This window comes from Janthinobacterium sp. FW305-129 (assembly GCF_020858115.1).
Classification (GTDB): Bacteria; Pseudomonadota; Gammaproteobacteria; order Burkholderiales; family Burkholderiaceae_D; genus Janthinobacterium.
Map to the genome: position 1 here is coordinate 203,324 of NZ_JACYMM010000010.1, position 19,191 is coordinate 222,514.

At 63.7% G+C, this 19,191-nt stretch carries 16 protein-coding genes; 8 read left to right on the forward strand and 8 right to left on the reverse strand.

Translation table 11 applies throughout. From position 1 onward, the window contains the following. Window positions 1-20 precede the first annotated feature (20 nt). Complete coding sequence (locus IGS61_RS20805) at window positions 21-1,469, reverse strand: PQQ-dependent sugar dehydrogenase (protein ID WP_230541376.1); 1,449 nt, start codon at window positions 1,467-1,469, stop codon at window positions 21-23. Between the two features lie 216 nt (window positions 1,470-1,685). On the opposite strand from IGS61_RS20805, the gene IGS61_RS20810 reads away from it, so the two are divergent. Together IGS61_RS20810 and IGS61_RS20815 are read left to right on the forward strand one after the other, a co-directional pair. Next, a complete protein-coding gene (locus tag IGS61_RS20810; RefSeq protein ID WP_230541377.1) occupies window positions 1,686-2,792 on the forward strand; it encodes an S-(hydroxymethyl)glutathione dehydrogenase/class III alcohol dehydrogenase in 1,107 nt (368 codons plus the stop codon). Between the two features lie 116 nt (window positions 2,793-2,908). Next, window positions 2,909-3,142 carry a hypothetical protein gene (locus IGS61_RS20815; RefSeq protein ID WP_230541378.1) on the forward strand — a complete coding sequence of 78 codons (234 nt, stop codon included), beginning with the start codon at window positions 2,909-2,911 and terminating at the stop codon, window positions 3,140-3,142. Between the two features lie 12 nt (window positions 3,143-3,154). On the opposite strand, the gene IGS61_RS20820 is transcribed toward IGS61_RS20815, so the two are convergent. Continuing rightward, a complete protein-coding gene (locus IGS61_RS20820; RefSeq protein WP_230541379.1) occupies window positions 3,155-4,159 on the reverse strand; it encodes a GlxA family transcriptional regulator in 1,005 nt (334 codons plus the stop codon). A 151-nt stretch (window positions 4,160-4,310) separates the two neighbouring features. Between IGS61_RS20820 and IGS61_RS20825 the strand changes: the two genes are divergently transcribed. The 3 genes from IGS61_RS20825 to IGS61_RS20835 all read left to right on the forward strand — a co-directional run bounded on the left by IGS61_RS20825 (window position 4,311) and on the right by IGS61_RS20835 (window position 8,564). Further along, window positions 4,311-7,220: a polymer-forming cytoskeletal protein gene (locus tag IGS61_RS20825; RefSeq protein ID WP_230541380.1), complete on the forward strand. Its 2,910-nt coding sequence runs from the start codon at window positions 4,311-4,313 to the stop codon at window positions 7,218-7,220. Between the two features lie 88 nt (window positions 7,221-7,308). Further along, window positions 7,309-8,007: a dienelactone hydrolase family protein gene (locus tag IGS61_RS20830; protein ID WP_230541381.1), complete on the forward strand. Its 699-nt coding sequence runs from the start codon at window positions 7,309-7,311 to the stop codon at window positions 8,005-8,007. A gap of 140 nt (window positions 8,008-8,147) precedes the next feature. After that, entirely contained in the window at window positions 8,148-8,564 is a 417-nt protein-coding gene (locus tag IGS61_RS20835; RefSeq protein ID WP_230541382.1) for an SRPBCC family protein, read from the forward strand. A 90-nt stretch (window positions 8,565-8,654) separates the two neighbouring features. Here the strand turns inward: IGS61_RS20835 and IGS61_RS20840 are convergent, their stop codons facing one another. Then, window positions 8,655-10,271: a M28 family peptidase gene (locus IGS61_RS20840; protein ID WP_230541383.1), complete on the reverse strand. Its 1,617-nt coding sequence runs from the start codon at window positions 10,269-10,271 to the stop codon at window positions 8,655-8,657. 134 nt (window positions 10,272-10,405) lie between these two features. On the opposite strand from IGS61_RS20840, the gene IGS61_RS20845 reads away from it, so the two are divergent. From IGS61_RS20845 to IGS61_RS20855, 3 genes are all read left to right on the forward strand, one after another. Continuing rightward, window positions 10,406-11,287 carry an alpha/beta fold hydrolase gene (locus IGS61_RS20845; RefSeq protein ID WP_230541384.1) on the forward strand — a complete coding sequence of 294 codons (882 nt, stop codon included), beginning with the start codon at window positions 10,406-10,408 and terminating at the stop codon, window positions 11,285-11,287. A gap of 200 nt (window positions 11,288-11,487) precedes the next feature. Continuing rightward, a complete protein-coding gene (locus IGS61_RS20850) occupies window positions 11,488-13,623 on the forward strand; it encodes a DEAD/DEAH box helicase (protein WP_230541385.1) in 2,136 nt (711 codons plus the stop codon). A gap of 443 nt (window positions 13,624-14,066) precedes the next feature. Continuing rightward, window positions 14,067-15,722, forward strand: a complete 1,656-nt coding sequence (locus IGS61_RS20855; protein WP_230541386.1) for a methyl-accepting chemotaxis protein — start codon at window positions 14,067-14,069, stop codon at window positions 15,720-15,722. Between the two features lie 34 nt (window positions 15,723-15,756). Here the strand turns inward: IGS61_RS20855 and bamE are convergent, their stop codons facing one another. Genes bamE through IGS61_RS20880 form a run of 5 tightly spaced genes read right to left on the reverse strand, consistent with a single transcriptional unit; the run spans window position 15,757 to window position 19,190 of the window. Next, complete coding sequence (bamE, locus tag IGS61_RS20860; RefSeq protein WP_230541387.1) at window positions 15,757-16,065, reverse strand: outer membrane protein assembly factor BamE domain-containing protein; 309 nt, start codon at window positions 16,063-16,065, stop codon at window positions 15,757-15,759. Beyond that, entirely contained in the window at window positions 16,062-16,850 is a 789-nt protein-coding gene (locus tag IGS61_RS20865; protein ID WP_230541388.1) for a hypothetical protein, read from the reverse strand. Before IGS61_RS20865 ends, bamE begins: the two co-directional genes overlap by 4 nt. Before the next feature lie 49 nt (window positions 16,851-16,899). After that, window positions 16,900-17,259: a nucleotide pyrophosphohydrolase gene (locus tag IGS61_RS20870; protein WP_230541389.1), complete on the reverse strand. Its 360-nt coding sequence runs from the start codon at window positions 17,257-17,259 to the stop codon at window positions 16,900-16,902. Next, window positions 17,256-17,717 (reverse strand): GNAT family N-acetyltransferase, encoded by a 462-nt coding sequence (locus IGS61_RS20875; RefSeq protein WP_230541390.1) that lies wholly within the window; start codon window positions 17,715-17,717, stop codon window positions 17,256-17,258. Before IGS61_RS20875 ends, IGS61_RS20870 begins: the two co-directional genes overlap by 4 nt. Before the next feature lie 36 nt (window positions 17,718-17,753). Next, window positions 17,754-19,190 carry a cytochrome P450 gene (locus IGS61_RS20880; protein ID WP_230541391.1) on the reverse strand — a complete coding sequence of 479 codons (1,437 nt, stop codon included), beginning with the start codon at window positions 19,188-19,190 and terminating at the stop codon, window positions 17,754-17,756. Window position 19,191 lies beyond the last annotated feature (1 nt).

A 19,191-nucleotide genomic window follows, 5' to 3' on the forward strand; every position in this document is an offset into this window, starting at 1 on the left:
TCATGCCTGCTTGCGCACGCTTATTTGCGTGCAATCCGGTACACCTTGCCCGTGCCGCTCAGCATGTACAGCTCGTTTTGCGCATCCTGGCCGAACGACAGGATATTGCCCACGTTGCTGATGCCCCAGTCCGTCACGGCCGAGGCCGTGCCATTGCTGTAGCTGAAACTTTTCAGCCAGCCGCTGCAGTAGTCGGAATACAGGTACTGTCCCGCCAGTTCCGGCAGGGCCGTGCCGCGGTACACATAGCCGCCCGTGATCGAGCAGCCGCCAGCCGCATCGTGGCCATATTCGATGACGGGCAAAACCAGCCCCGCCTGGTTGCAGCTGGCGCTGTTGTAGCAATGCAATCCTTCCATGATGTTCCAGCCATAATTGTTGCCCGCCTGGCCTACGGGACGCACGTCGACCTCTTCCCAATTGGCCTGGCCCACGTCGGCGATATACAGCAGCTGGGCCGGCACGTCGAAGGCGTAGCGCCACGGGTTGCGCAAGCCGTAGGCCCAGATTTCAGGGCGCCCCCCTGCCGTGGCAAATGGATTGCCGGGTGGAATGGCGTACGGCTGGGCTACCGTGCTGGCGTTGACGTCCAGGCGCAGCAGCTTGCCCAGCAGCACCTGCGTGTTTTGCGCATTGCCGGGCGGATCGCCCGCGCTGCCGCCGTCGCCCGTGCCTGCATACAGGTAGCCGTCCGGGCCAAAGCTGAGCAAGCCGCCATAGTGGTTGCTGAACGTGGGGTGGGCAATCGTGAGGATGGTCAGGGCGGACAGGGGATCGGCCACGTTGGCGTTGCCGGCCGACACTTGCCGGCGCTCGATGACGATATCGCCGGCCAGGTTGGTGTAATAAATGAAGAAATAGCCATTGCTCGCGTATTGCGGATGGAAGGCCAGCGATAGCAAGCCCCGTTCGCCGCTGGTGGTGGTGAGCGCACTGATGTCGAGGAAGGGCGTGGCCAGCAGGCTGCCGTTCTGCACCACGCGGATGCGCCCGGGGCGCTCGACAATGAAAAGGCGGCTGTCGCCGGGCGGCGCCGTGAGGAAGATGGGCGTGCTCAAGCCGCTGGCCACCTCTTGCAGGGCCAGGGCCAGCGGTGCCGTGGCTGCATAGCTGACGCTGGCGCTGGCCGTCGCCCCCGCATTCACCTGCACCTGCTGCGTGACGGGCGTGGGCGCCAGGGTTCCCGTGCCCTGCGCCACGCTGGCGGCATTGATGGCGTAGGCGCCGGGCGTCAGGCCGGTGAGCGTGGTGGTGGCCGTCAGCGTCTTGCTGTACGACGCGGGCCCCGTGACGGTGACGGCGCCCGCCACGCCGGCCGGCAAGCCGCCGATGGTGACTGTCAGGCTGCCCGTGGTGGCGCCGGGTGCCGGGTGGTGATGGCCGCCGCCACAGGAGGACAGCAGGGCCAGGCAGCAGGCCAGCAGCAGGGCCAGCCAGGGCAGCGGAAAGCGGGAAAGGTAATGGCGCATGTCAGTCTCCTGCGGAAACGCGGCAATCGCTGCTCAATAGTGCTGTGGTGCGTGCCAAGAATGCGCCTCTTGAAGGGGGGAAGATTGAGCTGGCGCAAACGTGCGGCGGCATCGGACAAATGCGCCGCGTTTTCAGACAAGCGCCGCGCCAGCCGCGCCGCCACGTCCGTTGCTGTCAGATAATGGCGCATCTGAAACCGAGCAGGAAGACACCCCATGAAAACCAAAGCCGCGATTGCCTGGAAGGCGGGCGCCCCGCTGACTATCGAAGAAGTCGACCTGGCCGGCCCGCGCGCCGGCGAAGTGCTGGTCGAACTGAAAGCCACCGGGATTTGCCATACCGATTACTACACCTTGTCCGGCGCCGATCCGGAAGGCCTCTTCCCCGCCATCCTCGGCCATGAAGGCGCCGGCGTCGTCGTCGACGTGGGCCCGGGCGTGACGACCCTGAAAAAGGATGACCACGTCATTCCCCTGTACACGCCGGAATGCCGCCAGTGCAAGTTCTGCCTGTCGCAAAAGACGAATCTGTGCCAGGCCATCCGCTCCACGCAGGGCCGCGGCCTGATGCCGGACGCCACCAGCCGCTTTTCGCTGAACGGCCAGCCGCTGTTCCACTACATGGGCACGTCCACCTTTTCCAATTACATCGTCGTGCCGGAAATCGCCCTGGCCAAGATCCGTGAAGACGCACCGTTCGACAAGGTTTGCTATATCGGCTGCGGCGTGACGACGGGCGTGGGCGCCGTGCTGTTCTCGGCCAAGGTCGAGGCGGGCGCCAACGTGGCCGTGTTCGGCCTGGGCGGCATCGGCCTGAACGTGATCCAGGCGGCCAAGATGGTCGGCGCCGATAAAATCATCGGCATCGACATCAACCCGGCGCGCCAGGCCATCGCGCGCAAGTTCGGCATGACGCATTTTATTAACCCGAACGAGGTGGAAAACGTCGTCGACGCCATCGTGCAGCTGACGGACGGCGGCGCCGACTACAGTTTCGAATGCGTCGGCAACACCAACTTGATGCGCCAGGCGCTCGAATGCACGCACAAGGGCTGGGGCAAATCGTTCATCATCGGCGTGGCGGCGGCGGGCCAGGAAATTTCCACCCGTCCATTCCAGCTGGTGACGGGACGCGAATGGCGCGGTTCGGCCTTCGGCGGCGCGCGCGGGCGCACGGATGTGCCGAAGATCGTCGACTGGTATATGGAAGGCAAGCTCAACATTGACGATCTGATCACGCACCGCCTGCCGCTCGAACGCATCAACGAAGGTTTCGACCTGATGAAGAGCGGCGAATCGATCCGTTCCGTCGTGTTGTACTAATTTTATCGGATGTACTCATTGCGCAACACTTGACGGACGGGGCAGGGCGGCAGGCTGTACTTCGCTGCCTGCCCCTGCTAGTGTGAAGACATACCGCCTTGCTTTGGGAGCCGTTCATGTTTGCCACTGCCTACCTCGCGACCCTGCGCCGCATGTTGCCCGTCTTCCTCGGCGCGGCCCTGTCTTCCCTGCTGGCCTTGTGGTGGAGCAATGCCGCCAGCCTCGCCACGCCCGCCATCTGGCTGGCGCTGCTGGCCACCTACCTGCTGTGTGCGCTGATGTTTACGCCGCTGGCCCGGCAGAGCCGCCAACTGGCCACGCGCCACGTGCGTCACGGCAAGTTGCGCTGATTCCCGCTGCGCCTAGCGCGCCGTGCTGGAAAAGCGCTCGCGGTAGTCGCGCGGCGTGATGGCGAGCTTCTTTTGAAACAGGCGGCGCAGCCTTTCCTCGCTATGCAAGCCCGCCTGCACGGCCACCTGTTTTAAGGAAGATACATTGTCTTCCAGCAAACGGCGCGCCACTTCGAAGCGGGCCGTTTCGATGAATTCCGTGGGGCTGGCGCCCGTTTCGCGCTGGAACACGCGCGTAAAATTGCGCTCGCTCATGGCCAGTCTGGCCGCCAGCAGCGGCACCGTAAGCTCGTCGGCCAGGTGCTCCATGATCCAGCCCTGCAACTGGCGGATGGTGGGATGCGTCGTCATCTGGCTCGACAGGTGCACGGAGAACTGCGACTGGCCGCCCGGCCGCTTCAGATACACGACCAGGTCGCGCGCCACTTCCAGCGCGATATCGCGGCTGAAATCGTCTTCCACCAGGGCCAGCGCCAGGTCGATGCCGGCCGTCACGCCGGCCGACGTCCAGAATTTGCCTTCCCGCACGAAAATCGCATCGGCATTGACCTGTATCAAAGGATAGCGCTGGCGCAGGCTGTCCACGGCGCTCCAGTGCGTGGCCGCGCTCTTGCCGTCGAGCACACCGGCCTCGGCCAGGAAGAAGCAGCCCGTGCACAGGGCCGCCAGCGTATCGATGCGCGGCGCCGCCTCGGCCACCCAGGCGGCGAGGGCGGGAATGTCCTGCAAGACTTGCTCGACGTGGTGGCAGCCGACGATGACGGCCAGGTCGGGCAGGCGGTGCGCATCGAGCGCCTTGCTGGCGTGCAGCGACATCAGCGTGTCCGACTCGACCGGGCCGATGGCCGTCGATACGATGCGCACGTCGTAGCCGCCGGGCAGATTGCGCAGGCGCAAATGGGTGTTGGCGTAGTCAAACACTTTCATGGCGCCGATGGCTTCGAGCGCCTTGAAGCCGGGATAGACGATGATGTCGACGGTGCGCAGGGGGAATTCTTTGGGACTTTGCTTGATCATGCGATATGCGCGAGGGGGATAAATACTGCCATAATGCAACAACAGCGGGGACGTAGATTAGCATGGAAATATCCACGCGCCGGCTGGCTTCCCACACATCAGACCCCAGGACATCGTGCGCCTATTCCATTTTCTTGTTGCCCTGACATGCTTGCTGGGCACATCCCTTGCCCATGCGGCCACGCTCAATTTTAATGGCGGCAATGTTGCCGGCTGTACCATCAATGGCGCGCAATACACGTGCGCCTCGCTGGCGCTGGGCTCTACCGACGTCATCGTCATCGGCAGCGCGTATGCCGTGACGGTCAACAGTTCCCTGGCGATGAGCTACAACCAGGGCTTGACGATGAGCGGCAATGCCGCGCTGACGATCAAGGGCAATCTCGACATCAAGGACATCAAGCCATCGAACCTGAATGTGACGGGCGGGAACTTGACGGCCGAGGGCGGCACTTTCCTCATGGGCGCGCAGGAACAGACGATTACGGCGAATATTTCCGCCACGACCATCAAGATGGGCTCGAACAACGTCACGGTGACGGGCAAGATCAGCGCCAAGGGCCCGGTGGAAATCGCCTCGGGTTCCGTCATCAACGGTCCCATCAGCGGCACCGTCGTCACTATCCTGCCCGCCAGTACCCGCATCCAGGGCGATATCACGGCGACCACCTCGCTGACCATCGGTTCCGGCAGCCAGGTGACGGGCAACCTGAAATCGCCGACGATCGACTTGAAGGCATCGGGCCTGCTCGTTACGGGCGACGTGGAGGCCAGCAATTCTTTGTCGATCGCTTCCGGCAATGGCATCAAGGGCAATGTCGATGCCGGCGAAGTCACGCTCGACTCGTCCAACGCCTACATCACGGGCAACGCCAAGGTTGACCACATCACCCTGGGCTGGCAGGGCCGGGTGCAGCAAACCATCACTTGCAAGGCGTATACGCCGTCGAACCCGTGCAGCTGCGTGACGAACAACAGCGGCTGGGCTTTCAATGAGCCGATGGGGCCGAAGTGCGGACCCAGTACGCCGAGCGGACTGCACCATTTCCAGATAGACCACCCGCTGACGGCGCTTACTTGCCAGGTACCCACGGTGAAAGTGACGGCCTGCGCCGATGCCAGCTGCAGCGCGGTCTACAAGGGTAGTCCCAGCCCCAGCGTCACCGTCAGCCCGGGCGGCGTGCCGACGCAGATTGATACCAGCGGCGTCAACGCCAATGTCGCGGTGCGCCAGACCACGGTGGGCATCGCCACGCTGAGCCTGGTCAGCACGCCCGCCACGACGGGGGCGCTGGTGTGCAAGAGCGGCGGCAATACGAGCAATTGCCAGATCAGCTTTCTCTCCAGCGGCTTCCAGGTGAGCGGCATTCCGCGCTACGCGGAAGAAGCGGGCGAACTGGAAATCAGCGCCTTGCAGACCTCGTCCGGCAATCGGGACGTTTGCGTGCCCATGTTCGGCGGCCAGAAGAAGGACTTGACCCTCAGTTGCGCGTACAGCAATCCGGATAAGGGGACATTGCCAGCGCGCATCTTTGACAGCGCCACAAATAGCTATGTCGCCCTGGCGGCCAACGACCAGAGCAGCTGCGCCGGGTCGAGCACCAAGGTGACGGTAACCTTCGGCGCCAATGGCGTGGCCAAGCCGAACATGCTGTATGCCGATGCGGGAGCGCTGATCCTGACGGCTGCCTACAATCCGAAAAGCGGCAGCGATAGCGGCCTGGACATGAGCGGCAGCGGCACGGTCATCGTGGCGCCAGCGAAATTTCTGTTCACGCGGCTGGCGCCGACGCAACGCGCGGGCCTGCCCGCCGCAACCTTGACGCCCGGTGCGACCATCACGTTATCGGCCGTCAACGCGCTCGGTGCCGTGACTAAGAACTTTGGCAACGAAAGCGGTGTCGCCGTGCAAAAAGTCGTGCTCAATCGTATCCTGCTGGCGCCGCTCTATACAGGCGTAGCCAATCCAGAAGTTGGCGGCGATCTCGATTTTGTGAAAAAAGGGGGCGTCATCACGGCGCCGCCGCTGGTCTGGCCCGAAGTGGGCAAGATCAACTTCACGGCTGCGCTGCAAAACGGTTATCTGGGCAGCAGCCTGACGTCGCCGGGCGCCAGCGACCCCGTGCTCTTTTACCCGCATCATTTCGTGACGGAACTGGTCATCAAGCAAGTGGATCTCCCGGGGGGGGCGAAGACGGAGTTTCCTTTCCCGTGCAGCGCGCCGCTCGCCTGCTCCGGCAACCGCGCCGTGTATTCGCGCCAGCCCTTCGATCTGACCATCCGCGCCCAGAACTCGGGCGGCGTGGATACCAAGAATTTCGACGCCAGGAATGACGACATCAACAAAACGCAAGTGACGCTGCTACCGTATGACGCGGCTACGGGAAAGAACAGTTATCCGCCCACGGCGCCATCGGGAAGCACGCTGACGGATGGGGCAAAAGCACCTGCGGCCGTGACTGGCGTCCCCGTCACCAGTTTCAGCAATGGCGTCGCCACGCGCCCCATCGCCTACAGCTTCCCCGCCGCCTACGCCGTGCCCAAGGAGACGAAAGCACTGGCCTCGCCGACGGGTCTGCTGTTGCGCGCGACGTATGCCTATCCGGCTGCCGGGAATGTGAGCTCGGCGCCGGCCGATGGCCAGGAAGCGCAATTGACCGTGCTCACGGGCCGCCTGATGGTGCCGCATGACTACGGTTCCGAGCGCTATCCCGTGCGGCTGGCCGTGCAGACGCAGTACTGGGACGGCAAGACCTGGGTTACCAGCCTGCTCGACAGCATCAGTGCGTTCGACAACACGCTGGTGGTGTTTGCCAATTGCAAGAAAACCCTGGTGTGCAAGGACTTTGCATTCCCCGCTGGCACTACTATTACTTATACGGTCGACAAGGGCGTCTTGCCGCTGAATAAACGCCTGACCCTGGCGGCACCCGGCGCCGGCAAGACGGGCAGCGTCGATGTTTCCGTGCCCGGCATTGCGTACTTGCCCAGCACCGTGGGCACCGTCGTCTTCGGCGTCTTCAAGTCGGGTCCCGTGATTTACCTGCGCGAGATGTATTGAGCCAGAACAAAGGGTGGGCGCAGAAAGGGGGAAAAACCAGTAACATGCCTGGCTGTGGCATTCCCCCCAACCTCAGACTGGAGTTTCTATGAGCACAACTTCGCAGTGGATCGATATCGCCGGCCCGGACGGCAGTTTTCAGGCTTACCTGGCCGTGCCGCATGTGGGCAAGGGCCCCGCCATCATCCTGTTGCAGGAAATTTTCGGCGTCAACGAGCACATCCGTGCCGTGGCCGACCAGTACGCGGCCGATGGCTACGTGGTGCTGGTGCCGGACCTGTTCTGGCGCGCCGGTGCGCACATCGAGCTGGGCTATGACGCGGACGGCTGGAAGCGCGCCGTCGAACTGATGCAGGCCACCGACAATCCGCACGCCGACGCCGATATCGCCGCCACCATCGCCGTCCTGCGCGCGCGTCCGGAAGTGACGGGCAAGCTGGCCTCGGTCGGCTACTGTTTCGGCGGCCGCTTGTCGTTCCAGACGGCCGCGGCCGGCCTGGCCGACGCCGCCATCGCCTATTACGGCGGCGGCATCCAGAACAAGCTGGACCTGGCCGACAAGATCCAGGTGCCGCTGCTCATGCATTTCGGCGGCCAGGACAGCCATATTCCGCCGCAAGCCGTGCAACAGATCGCCGAGCGCTTCGAAGACCGGCAAGACGTGGAAATCCATATCTACCCGGGCGCCGAGCACGGTTTCAACTGCACCCACCGCGACAGCTACCAGCAGCGCGCCGCCGCGCACGCGCATGGCAATTCCTTGATTTTCCTAGCGGAAAATCTGTAAGGCAGCCACCCCAGGCTGGCCGGTTGCCATGGTTTGCTCAGCAGCAAAGCCGCATGGGCGCTAAAATAGCGGCTGTGCCGGGCAACTCCGGCCGGCCGGGCGCGGCGCCCGGCAAACCTGGATGAGGAACCGAATTAAAGATGGCCCAAGTAATTGTTTCTGTAACATTGGCGGCAAGCGCCGAACGCGTGTGGGATTTTATCGGCGGCTTCCAGTCGCTGAATGAATGGTCGAGCTCGATCAAGACCAGTTTGTCCGAGCACGGCGGCCGCGTGCGCCGCCTGAAAACCACGGACGGCGCCATCATCGCCGAACGCCTGCAAAGCTACAGCGAAGCGGACAAGAGCTACAGCTACACCATCGTCTCGGGCCCGATCCCCGTCAAGAACTACCGTTCCACATTGCGCGTCACGGGCGAACCGGGCGCCGCTTCCTGCGTGGCGGAATGGTCGAGCGAGTTCGACGCGGCCGAAGGCGTGGAAGAGGTCATGATCGGTGCGTTCCAGCACCTGTATGAGACGGCATTCGTCGACCTGAAACGCATCATGGCCATTTGAATCACCAAACCCCATAGCAAATGCCGGGGTCGGACCCTGAGGGTCCGACCCCAGCCTTTCTGCTTTGCGGGTTAAAACGTTGTTACCCTCTTAGCGCTTTACCTTGCCAAACGCCTCGCCCTTGTTCCACACCGGCAAATTCTTGTCGTTCGCCACTTCGTAACCGAGGTTCAGGGTGAACTGCGCCTGCTGCAGCATGCCCGACAAGTCCCACGACGGGTGGTATTCATCGGTGACCTGGTGGTAATCCTTCTTGAAGGCCACCAGGCGCTCGCCCGACGCTTTCGGCTCCTTGACGAAGTCAAACGAGCCGTCGCCGGAAAACACGGCCGAGCCCACGTTGAAGGCGGGCACGCCGGCCTTGGCAAATGCAAAATGGTCGGCCCGGTAAAACGCGCCGGACAGGTCGGGAATGGTGGGCGCCAGGCGCAGGCCCATGCGCTTGGCCACCTTGGCGGCGCTCGCGTACAGGCTGCTGCGCTCGGCGCCGGCCACGCCGATGTCGTGCGTCTTGCCGACGAAATTCATGCTGTCGAGGTTCAGGTCGGCGGCCGTTTTCGCCAGCGGCCACAGGGGCTTGCGCGTGTAGGCCGTGCTGCCCAGCATGCCCGTTTCCTCGCCGGCCGGCCACAGGAAGATCTGTGTGCGGCGCGCCGGTTGTTTTACGGCCACCTGCGCCATGGCCAGCAGGGCCGCCGCGCCCGAGGCGTTGTCGATGGCGCCGTTGTAGATATGGTCGCTTTGCCCTGCGCGGGCGCTGCCTTCGTCATCCTTGCCCAGGTGGTCCCAGTGGGCCGAGTAAATGACGGCTTCGTCCTTGAGCTTCGGGTCCGTGCCGGGCACGATGCCGGCCACGTTGAATTGCTCGATGCTGCGGATCTGGCTGTTCAATGCCACCTTGACCGTGGCGTTCAGGGCCACGGGGCGGAAGTCGCGCGTTTCGGCCTGCGCGCGCAAGGCGTCCAGGTCTTGTCCGGCTTGCTGGAACAGGGCGCGCGCCATGTCTTCCTGCAGCCAGCCTTCCATCGCATTGCCCGCGCCGGCCAGGCTGAAGCGCTCGTGGCCGAAACCGTTGGCCGGTACCGACCACGGGTACGAGGCGGACTCGGTCGTGTGGATCAGTAAGACGCCGGCCGCGCCCTGGCGCAGCGCTTCCTCGTACTTGTAGACCCAGCGGCCGTAATACGTGAGCGACTTGCCGGCAAAGCGCTGCGGCTCGGCGGCGGTCGGCTGCGGGTCGTTGACCATCATGATGACCAGTTTCCCTTTTAAATCAACGCCCTTGAAATCGTCCCACTGCTCTTCGGGCGCGCGGATGCCGTAACCGGCAAACACCACGGGGGCGTCGAACGCCACTGTCTGCTGGCCATTCGCCGCGCCAAAGACGATGTCCTTGCCGAAGGCGGGGGACAAGGTCTTGCCGCCCGCGCTGAACGTTACCGTGCTCGATGGCAAGGCCTTGCTGCCGACGATGGTCAGCGCCTGGCGGTAGCTGCCGTCCGGCAACGGTTGCAGGCCGGCCACGGCCGCCTGCGTTTCCAGGTAGCGCACGGCAAGGTCGCCGCCGCGCTGGCCCGTGCCGCGTCCTTCCAGCAAGTCGTCGGCCAGGAAGGACAGATGGGCGCGCAAGGGCGCTTCGGCGACGAGCGGTTGGGCGAGGGCAGCCGTGCCGAACAGGCTGGCGGCGAGGACGAGGGGAAAACGCATGACAACTCCAAAAGTGAATACGGGAAAGCAAAGCAGCGGCAATCTTACTCTACCGCAATGCTCCAGCGTAGCGCGCGGCGCGCGCGCGCCGTTGCGGCCACAATGGCCGCTGGTCCACCGACAAGGAGCGTTCCATGACTAGCCCTGACTTGCAATCGAACAATACCCTGCGTACCCCCGACGGCACCTTGATCTACTACAAGGACTGGGGCAGCGGCCCGCCCGTCGTCTTCAGCCACGGCTGGCCCCTGTCGTCGGACGCGTGGGAAGACCAGATGTTTTATCTTGCCGCGCGCGGCTACCGCGTCATCGCGCACGACCGGCGCGGTCATGGCCGTTCCAGCCAGCCCTTCGAGGGCAATGACATGGATACCTATGCCGACGACCTGGCTACCCTGATCGAGGCGCTGGACCTGGCGGGCGCCACCCTGGTGGGCCACTCGACGGGCGGCGGCGAAGTGGCGCGCTACATCGGCCGCCATGGCACGCAGCGCCTGGCCGGCGCCGTGCTGGTGGGCGCCGTGCCGCCGCTGATGCTGCAAACGGCCGAGAACCCGCTGGGCTTGCCGCTGTCCGCGTTCGACGCCATCCGCGCCGGCGTGCAGGCCGACCGCAGCGCCTTCTTCCGCGACTTGAGCGAGGCTTTCTATGGCTACAACCGGCCCGGCGCCACGCCGTCGCAGGGCGTGCGCGAGCACTTCTGGCTGCAAGGCATGCAGGCGGGCATGCCGGCATCCTATTTGTGCATCAAGCAATTTTCCGAGACGGATTTCACCGGCGACCTGGCCAAATTCGACGTGCCGACCCTGGTGATCCATGGCGACGACGACCAGATCGTGCCGATTGCCGCCTCGGCGCGGCGCACTGCCGAGCTCATCATCGGCAGCAAATTGCTCGTGTATGCGGGCGCGCCGCATGGCCTGGCGACGACGCACAAGGACAGGCTGAACGAGGACTTGCTGGAGTTCTTGCGCCACTCGGTCGATGCGGCAAGCAATATCGAGGCGCACCTGTAAAACGGGCATATCTATTGCAAAACACATAATATTGCTTGGTTTTTGCACCAATTGCGTGCGGATCGCCGATTTTTCTGCGTTTTAGGATGCAAAAAATGGCGTTCTGCCGCCTCGTTCCACCCGGTACGGTCCAGTAAAGAGTAAACTAGCAGATACACTCTTTCGCATTGGGCGATTCGAGCGAACTTGTGAGTGATTTCATGTCTGATACACCAATTTCCTTATTTTCCGACCTTAACCTGAGCGAGCCGCTGATTCGCGCGCTCAAGGATGTCGGTTACGAAACACCGTCGCCTATCCAGGCGGCCACGATTCCATTATTGCTCGCTAACCGCGACGTGCTGGGCCAGGCGCAAACGGGCACGGGTAAGACCGCCGCCTTCGCCTTGCCTATCCTGTCGCGCATTGATCTGAAACAAAGCTCACCCCAAGCCCTGGTCCTGGCACCGACGCGCGAACTGGCCATCCAGGTCGCCGAAGCGTTCCAGGTGTACGCCGCCCACATTCCCGGCTTCCACGTGCTGCCGATCTACGGCGGCCAAAGCTACGGCCCGCAGCTGTCGGCCCTGCGCCGCGGCGTGCACGTCATCGTCGGCACCCCGGGCCGCGTCATCGATCACCTGGACAAGGGTTCGCTCGACCTGTCCAAGCTGAAAACCCTGGTGCTGGACGAAGCCGATGAAATGCTGCGCATGGGCTTTATCGACGACGTTGAACGTATCTTGAAAGAAACCCCGGAAGGCCATCAAACGGCGCTGTTCTCGGCCACCATGCCTTCCGTCATCAAGCGCATCGCCACCACCTACCTGGTGAACCCGGCCGAAGTGACGGTTGCCGCCAAGACGGGCACGGCCGACAACATCCGCCAGCGCTACTGGCTGGTGTCGGGCATGCACAAGCTCGACGCCTTGACGCGCATCCTGGAAGCGGAAGCGTTTGACGGCATGATCATCTTCGCCCGCACCAAGCTGGGCACGGAAGAGCTGGCCGGCAAGCTGCAGGCACGCGGTTTCTCGGCGGCCGCCATCAATGGCGACATCCAGCAAGCGCAGCGCGAGCGCACGATCCAGCAGTTGAAAGACGGCAAGATCGACATCCTCGTGGCAACCGACGTGGCCGCCCGCGGCCTGGACGTCGAGCGCATCAGCCACGTCGTCAACTACGACGTGCCGCACGATCCGGAAAGCTATACCCACCGCATCGGCCGCACGGGCCGCGCCGGCCGCAGCGGCGAAGCGATCCTGTTCATCACCCCGCGTGAAAAGAACTTGCTCAAAGCCATCGAACGCTCGACCCGCCAGCCGATCGGCATGCTGGAACTGCCGACCATCCAGGCCGTCAACGACGTGCGCATCGCCAAGTTCAAGGAACAGATCAGCGAAACCCTGGCCCTGGGCGAGCTGGAGCAGTTCCAGTCGCTGATCGAAGATTTCGAGCGCGAACAGAACATTCCCGCCATCGAAATCGCCGCTGCCCTGGCGAAGATGGCGCGTGGCAATGTGCCGCTGCTGCTGGACAAGAACAAGGCGCGCGAGCAAGCCACGTGGCAAGACGACCGTCCTGTGCGCCAAGACCGCTTCGAACGCAATGACCGTCCGGAACGGGGCGACCGCTTCGACCGTAACGAGCGCAGCGAACGCCCGGCCTTCCCGAAAAAAGAGCGCATCCAGCGCCCGGCCGACGCCGGCATGCAGACCTTCCGTATTGAGGTAGGTCATCAGCATGGCGTAAAACCGGGCAATATCGTGGGCGCCATCGCCAACGAAGCGGGCATCGATTCGAAAAACATCGGCCGCATCGAAATCTATGACGACTACAGCGTCCTGGACTTGCCAGACAGCATGCCGAAAGAATTGCTGGACCAGCTGAAAACCGTGTGGGTAGCGGGCCAGCAGTTGCGCATCAGCCGCGACGGCGACGCGCCGGACCTGGCGCCGCCAGCCGCGCCGCGCAAGCCGTTCGCCGCCAAGTCCGCGCCAGCGGATGCGGGCGAGGCGGCACCTGCGCCGCGCGCGCCGAAGAAGGAACGTCCACGCCCGGGCGTGACGGCGTACCGCATCGAAGTGGGCCGTGAGCATGCCGTAACGCCAAGCAACATCGTGGGCGCCATCGCCAACGAAGCGAACCTGGAAGCCAAGCATATCGGCCGCATCGATATCTTTGACAACTATAGCGTGCTGGACTTGCCGGAAGGCATGCCGCCGGAAATCCTCGACCACCTGAAATCGGTCGTGGTCTCGGGCCAGAAGCTGCGCATCAGCCTCGACGACGGCACGACGGAGCGCAAACCCGCGCCACCGCGTCCGAAATCGCCGCCGCGTAAATCATTCAAGTAAGCCATCCCGACGCAGGCGCCTCTCCGGCGCCTGTGTCGCGGATTGGAGACACATCCCCCACTGGCGCGTTCGCGCCAGTTTTTATTTTCCCTCAAGAAATGAACATTGTTGCCGCGTTATGGTTGGCGGCAGGCGTAGCCATGCGCCGGCCGTTATTACAACCGCTCGCTGTCTTTTTATCGGCACAAGTACCGTGTTTATTGCTTGCCGCATCGATACATAATTTTTTATTAATTATTGTATATGCACCCAATTCGAATTTTGCATTTCAATAAAATCAACCAAGTTGAGTCAAAGTAAATTCTAAAACATAAATGAATTATCTTTTATTAAATTGTTTGACTGGCGTCACTGTCGCCGGAGCGATATATCATGGGTGCTTGATGTGGTATATTGTTTTTATGTTTTTGTTATGCTAGTTGAAAAAAAATAGAGGAGCGACGATGCGGGTCAATACGCCTATCACGCAAAATGAATACGTATTAAATGAAGGCATGACGATTGTTTCCACGACGGATTTACAGGGAAACATCAATTACGCCAATCAGTATTTCATTGAAGTCAGCGGCTTTTCAGAAATGGAACTGCTGGGTGCGCCACAGAATATTCTGCGTCATCCCGATATGCCGGCCGAAGCGTTCGCCGACCTGTGGGACACCATCAAGACGGGCATGCCCTGGACGGGCATGGTCAAGAACCGCTGCAAGAATGGCGACTTTTATTGGGTCTTCGCCAATATCACGCCCGTCATCGAAAACGGCCGCCCGATCGGCTATATGTCCGTGCGCACCAAGCCCACGCGCGAGCAGATCAACGAGGCGTCGGCCCTGTATAAAAGTTTTAAAGACGGCAATAGCGCCAATCTGGCGATCCGCAACGGCCGCGTCGTGCGCCAGGGCTGGGCCGCCAGGCTGGCCGAGTGGCGCAAGCTGACCCTGTCGCAAGACCTGGCCCTGCATTGCATCGTCTTTGGCGTGGTGCTGGCCATCCTCGGCTGCGCCGTGTGGAATATCGACGGCGACACGAGCACGGCCACGCGCAGCTGGCTCAGCGGCGCTGCCGCCGCCGCTGTCGCGCTGATGCTGTATTTCTGGGCCCATCTGCACAATTCCCTCGTCGCGCCGCTGGGCGACGCCATCACGGTGGCGCGCAAGATGGCCGGCGGCGACTTGACGGGCGTCATCGACAAGGTGCGCGATGATGATATGGGTCAATTGATGGCGGCCTTGCGCCAGACCAATATCAACTTGCACAGCATCATCGGCGACGTGCGCGCCAACTTCGAGGATATCCGCATCACCACGGCGGAAATCGCCACGGGCAATATGGATCTGTCCAGCCGCACGGAATCGCAGGCGTCCAGCCTGGAGCAGACGGCGGCCAGCATGGAAGAACTGACGTCCACCGTGCAAAACAGCGCCGACCACGTGTCCACGGCCAACGACCTGGCGGTGCAGGCGTCCACCATCGCTGCCAAGGGCGGCACCATCGTCAGCGAAGTAGTCACCACGATGGACGAGATCAGCAGCTCGTCGCGCAAGATTCTCGACATCATCGGCCTGATCGACGGCATCGCCTTCCAGACGAATATCCTGGCCTTGAACGCGGCCGTGGAAGCGGCCCGCGCGGGCGAGCACGGCCGCGGCTTTGCCGTCGTGGCCGGCGAAGTGCGCAGCCTGGCGCAGCGCTCGGCCACCGCGGCGAAAGAGGTGAAAAACCTGATCGACCATTCGATCGCCACCGTGAACGCGGGCAGCGTGCTGACCAGCAATGCGGGCGCCACCATGGCGGAAGTGATCGCTTCGGTGGCCCGCGTGACGGAAATGATGGACGAGATTTCCTCGACCACGCGCGAGCAGAACCAGGGCATCGGGCAAGTCAACCAGGCCGTCATTCACATGGATGGCATCACGCAGCAGAACGCGGCGCTGGTGGAGCAGGCCGCCGCGGCCGCCACCAACCTGGCGCAGCGCACCGAGAGCGTGGCCCAGTCGATCGGCATCTTCAAACTGAAGGCCTCGCCCAAGCGCAAGGCTGCCGGCGTGGGCCGCAGCGTGGGTGCTGGCGTGGCGGCGCGCGCCTTGCTGAAGGCACGCTAAGACCATCATCCCGCCAGTGCAACGCTGGCGGGAGCTACTTCCGTACCCGGTACACCTCGCCGCTGCGCACCTTCTTCACCACCCCATCCCCGCCAAACAAGATCACATATTCGCCCTGCGCGCCCGAGGCGGCCGGGTAGCTGTACATCCACACTTCATAGCCGCTGTCGAAGCGGATCGAGGTGCTGTCGCCCAGCGCGGCGCGCACCTGTTCGCGCGTGCTGCTGCCCGGCTGCACCGTCTGTTGCAGCGTAGCGTAAGGTACATTCTTGCTTGCCTGCAAGGCGCGCGTGCCGGAACAGGCGGCCAGCAGCGCCAGCAGGGGAAAGATCAGCCATTTCATGGCGCCACCTCGTCCATATAGTCAAATTCCAGCAGGGTGTCGTCGGGCCAGCTGGCATCCCACAGGGGCGCGTAATACGTGCGGTCGAGCAAGACCTGGCAATCGCAATAGGGCAGCGAGGCGGGCGTCTGCTCGCCGCCCGCGTACAGCATGGTGAACGGCAGGGCCAGGCGCCGCTCCCCATGCACGAGGGTCACGCCGAACAGGGGGCGGTCCGTGAAGAACAGATAATTGCCGTCCGGCTCGGAACACACTTTATCAGTGCTGTAGAGCATGCTGGACAGCCAGGCGATGATTTGCGGATCGTTCGAGATCAGCCCCGAATCCATGCCGGCGCGGCATTCCAGGCGCAGGTCGCCCAGGCGCCGCGTGCCGGGAGGCAAGCCGGGCGTGATCACCTGCGCGCGCCAGCTCATGGTGGACGCCTTGCGGTTGGCGATCAGCACGGCATCCTCGCGTGCCGCTTGCGCATGGCGCACGGGGGCAAAGCTGTTGTCCTCTGCCAATGGTAACGGGATGCTGACGGTGTCGCCGGCGATGCGCAGCTGCACGCCCGTCATGTCCACGCCGGGCTGGCGCGGCAGCAAACGAAAGCGCAGCACGGCCTGCGGCGCCAGCGCATGGTCGCGCTCGAAGCGGTCCACGCCCTGCAGCATCTTGCGATACGATTTATCGACGGGGTCGCGCGTGGCGTCCACTTTCACTTGCGGCACGGGCGCGGTTTGCGCCAGCGCAACAGCGCCATGGAGCAGCAGAACCAGCAGCAGGGAGGGATGAATGCGCATGGCCTGATGCTACGCTTTTTTGCGCAGCTGCCACGCACGCGTGGGTCTATCAGTATTCGCTATATTTGCGCGCGTCGCCGCGCACCTGCTGCGCCGGATACTTCTGCGCGTTGAGTTCCATCTTTTCCAGCACGGCCGCGTGCAGGTTGACGCCGCTCTTGTCGGCCAGCCGTACCAAATACATCAGCACGTCGGCCAGCTCGTGGCGGATGCCCGCGCGCCTGGCTTCGTCCAGTTCGCTATCCACGCCCGTCGGCAGCCACTGGTAGTGTTCGGCCAGTTCCGCCACTTCCACGGACAGGGCCATGGCAAGGTTTTTCGGCGTGTGGAACTGGTCCCAGTCGCGCTCGTCGGCAAAGGCGCGCAGGCGCGCGCGGATATCGAGCAGGCTGTCGCTGGGCGCGCTCATGCCGCCGCCTGCAGCGGTTTTTCCATGAAGACACTGAATGGATCGTCGGGATAGTCGCCGTACGGTCCGCGCCGCTGGTAGCCGTGGCGCGCGTACAGGGCGATGGCTTCCGGCTGGTGGATGCCCGTTTCCAGGGTCAGCAGGCGGCAGCCGCGCGCCAGCGCCTGCTCTTCCAGCAGGGCCAGCAGGCGCTTGGCCAGGCCCAGGCCGCGGCTGTCCGGGTGCACATACATGCGCTTGAGCTCGCCGAATGCGGGCGTGACGACGATGGCGCCGCAGGCGCGCGCCGCGCCCGCCGCATCGCGGGCGACGGCAAACAGCAGGGTGTCCGGCGGCACGGAGGCCAGATCCAGTGAATAGACGCACTCGGCCGGATACAGCGTTTGTTGATATGCATCAAGCTCGGCGATCAGGGTCTGCACATCGGCTTGCTGCGGCGATTCCAGGTGAATTTGCATGGGGGAAAGCACGTTGACTGAGATTCCCTCATGGTATCACTGCGGCGGCGCCAGGCGCATGGTCAGGCCGATGGGCGACATCACAAAGCCCATCAGTTCCTGCGCCTCGCCGCCATCGGGCGTATCGACGCCGGCGATGTCGAAGCTGCCCAGCAGCATGGCCATGGCGATCTTGATTTCCAACAAGGCCAGGTAGCGGCCCGGGCACGTGCGCAAGCCGGCGCCGAACGGCATGGCGGCGCGCTTGTCGCTGGCTTCCGCATTGCCGGCCAGCCAGCGCTCGGGCTTGAACGCTTGCGCGTCGGGAAAGTGCGCATCGGACACGCTGTCGTGGCGCATCACGCACCACAGCATGCTGCCGGCGGGCACGGCCACGTCGCCCACCACCGTGTCGCGCAGCGCCTCGAGCGGGATGTAGGGCGCCACCGGTTTCAGACGCATGGCTTCGCTGGCGCAGGCGCCCAGGTAGTCGAGGCTGTCCATCTGCGCCAGGGTGAAGTGCGCCGCGTCGGGTGCCAGGCGCCGCACTTCCTCGCGCGCCTTCGCCAGGGTATGCGGATTGCTTTGCAGCAAATAAATCATCCAGGAGATCGTGTTGGCCGTCGTGTCTTCGCCCGCCAGCAGCATGGTCAGCACATTGCCGGCCACGGCGCGGTCGTCCACGCCGCTGCCGGCTTCGTCGGCGGCGGCGATCATGGCTTCGAGCAGGTTGGGCGGCCGCACGCGCCGGGCGGGATCGCGTTCCAGGCGGGTGCGGGCCTGCCGCACCAGGTCGGCCACGGCCACGTCCAGCGCCGCCACGTCGCGGTCCAGCCGGCGGTCGACGGGCAGCTTGAAGTAGCGCCAGTACGGCACCATCGACAGGCTGCGCCGCGCCACGGCGGGCAGGATCGCGTCGAGGTGGCGCTGGATCACGTCTTCGCCCGATTCCAGCGTGTTGACTGCAGTGCCGAAGGCCAGGCCGGCGATGATGTCGACCGTGTAGCGTTTCAGGTCGCCGTCCAGGTCGATCGCCTTGCCTTGCGTGGCGGCAAGATGCCAGCGCCGCTGCAGGCGCTGCGCCACCGTCACCAGCGCGGGGAAATACGCCTTGATGGCGCCCGGCGCCATGCCGGCCATCACCATGCGGCGCTGGTTGCGCCACTCGCCGCCCTCGGCCAGGAACAGGCCGGGGATGCCGCCCATTTCCACGGAAATCGTGTAGCTCGACAGCGGACGCCGGAAGCCGTCCGGGCGGTCGCGCAGCACGGCCGACACCGCCTCGCTGTCGGCCACCACCAGCACCAGCGTGCGGCCGAACCAGGCGCGCATGAGGGGGCCGTAGCGCCGTACCCAGCCTTCCACGTCGCGGTGGATACGCGGCAGTCTTACTTGCAGCGCGTTGCCGATGATGGGCAGCGCGAACGGCCCCGGCAACTGGCGGATCTGGCGCAGGGCGGTGGCGGGGGCGGCGGCGTGGTCGAGCGGTGGCATG

Bases quoted from the DNA above. Each gene is read 5' to 3' on its own strand.
- IGS61_RS20865 (WP_230541388.1), bottom strand. From the start codon at position 16,850: ATGCGCATTCATCCCTCCCTGCTGCTGGTTCTGCTGCTCCATGGCGCT.
- IGS61_RS20880 (WP_230541391.1), bottom strand. From the start codon at position 19,190: ATGCCACCGCTCGACCACGCCGCCGCCCCCGCCACCGCCCTGCGCCAG.
- bamE (WP_230541387.1), bottom strand. From the start codon at position 16,065: ATGAAATGGCTGATCTTTCCCCTGCTGGCGCTGCTGGCCGCCTGTTCC.
- IGS61_RS20815 (WP_230541378.1), top strand. From the start codon at position 2,909: ATGTTTGCCACTGCCTACCTCGCGACCCTGCGCCGCATGTTGCCCGTC.
- IGS61_RS20830 (WP_230541381.1), top strand. From the start codon at position 7,309: ATGAGCACAACTTCGCAGTGGATCGATATCGCCGGCCCGGACGGCAGT.
- IGS61_RS20870 (WP_230541389.1), bottom strand. From the start codon at position 17,259: ATGAGCGCGCCCAGCGACAGCCTGCTCGATATCCGCGCGCGCCTGCGC.
- IGS61_RS20810 (WP_230541377.1), top strand. From the start codon at position 1,686: ATGAAAACCAAAGCCGCGATTGCCTGGAAGGCGGGCGCCCCGCTGACT.
- IGS61_RS20845 (WP_230541384.1), top strand. From the start codon at position 10,406: ATGACTAGCCCTGACTTGCAATCGAACAATACCCTGCGTACCCCCGAC.
- IGS61_RS20840 (WP_230541383.1), bottom strand. From the start codon at position 10,271: ATGCGTTTTCCCCTCGTCCTCGCCGCCAGCCTGTTCGGCACGGCTGCC.
- IGS61_RS20850 (WP_230541385.1), top strand. From the start codon at position 11,488: ATGTCTGATACACCAATTTCCTTATTTTCCGACCTTAACCTGAGCGAG.
- IGS61_RS20855 (WP_230541386.1), top strand. From the start codon at position 14,067: ATGCGGGTCAATACGCCTATCACGCAAAATGAATACGTATTAAATGAA.
- IGS61_RS20835 (WP_230541382.1), top strand. From the start codon at position 8,148: ATGGCCCAAGTAATTGTTTCTGTAACATTGGCGGCAAGCGCCGAACGC.
- IGS61_RS20875 (WP_230541390.1), bottom strand. From the start codon at position 17,717: ATGCAAATTCACCTGGAATCGCCGCAGCAAGCCGATGTGCAGACCCTG.
- IGS61_RS20805 (WP_230541376.1), bottom strand. From the start codon at position 1,469: ATGCGCCATTACCTTTCCCGCTTTCCGCTGCCCTGGCTGGCCCTGCTG.
- IGS61_RS20820 (WP_230541379.1), bottom strand. From the start codon at position 4,159: ATGATCAAGCAAAGTCCCAAAGAATTCCCCCTGCGCACCGTCGACATC.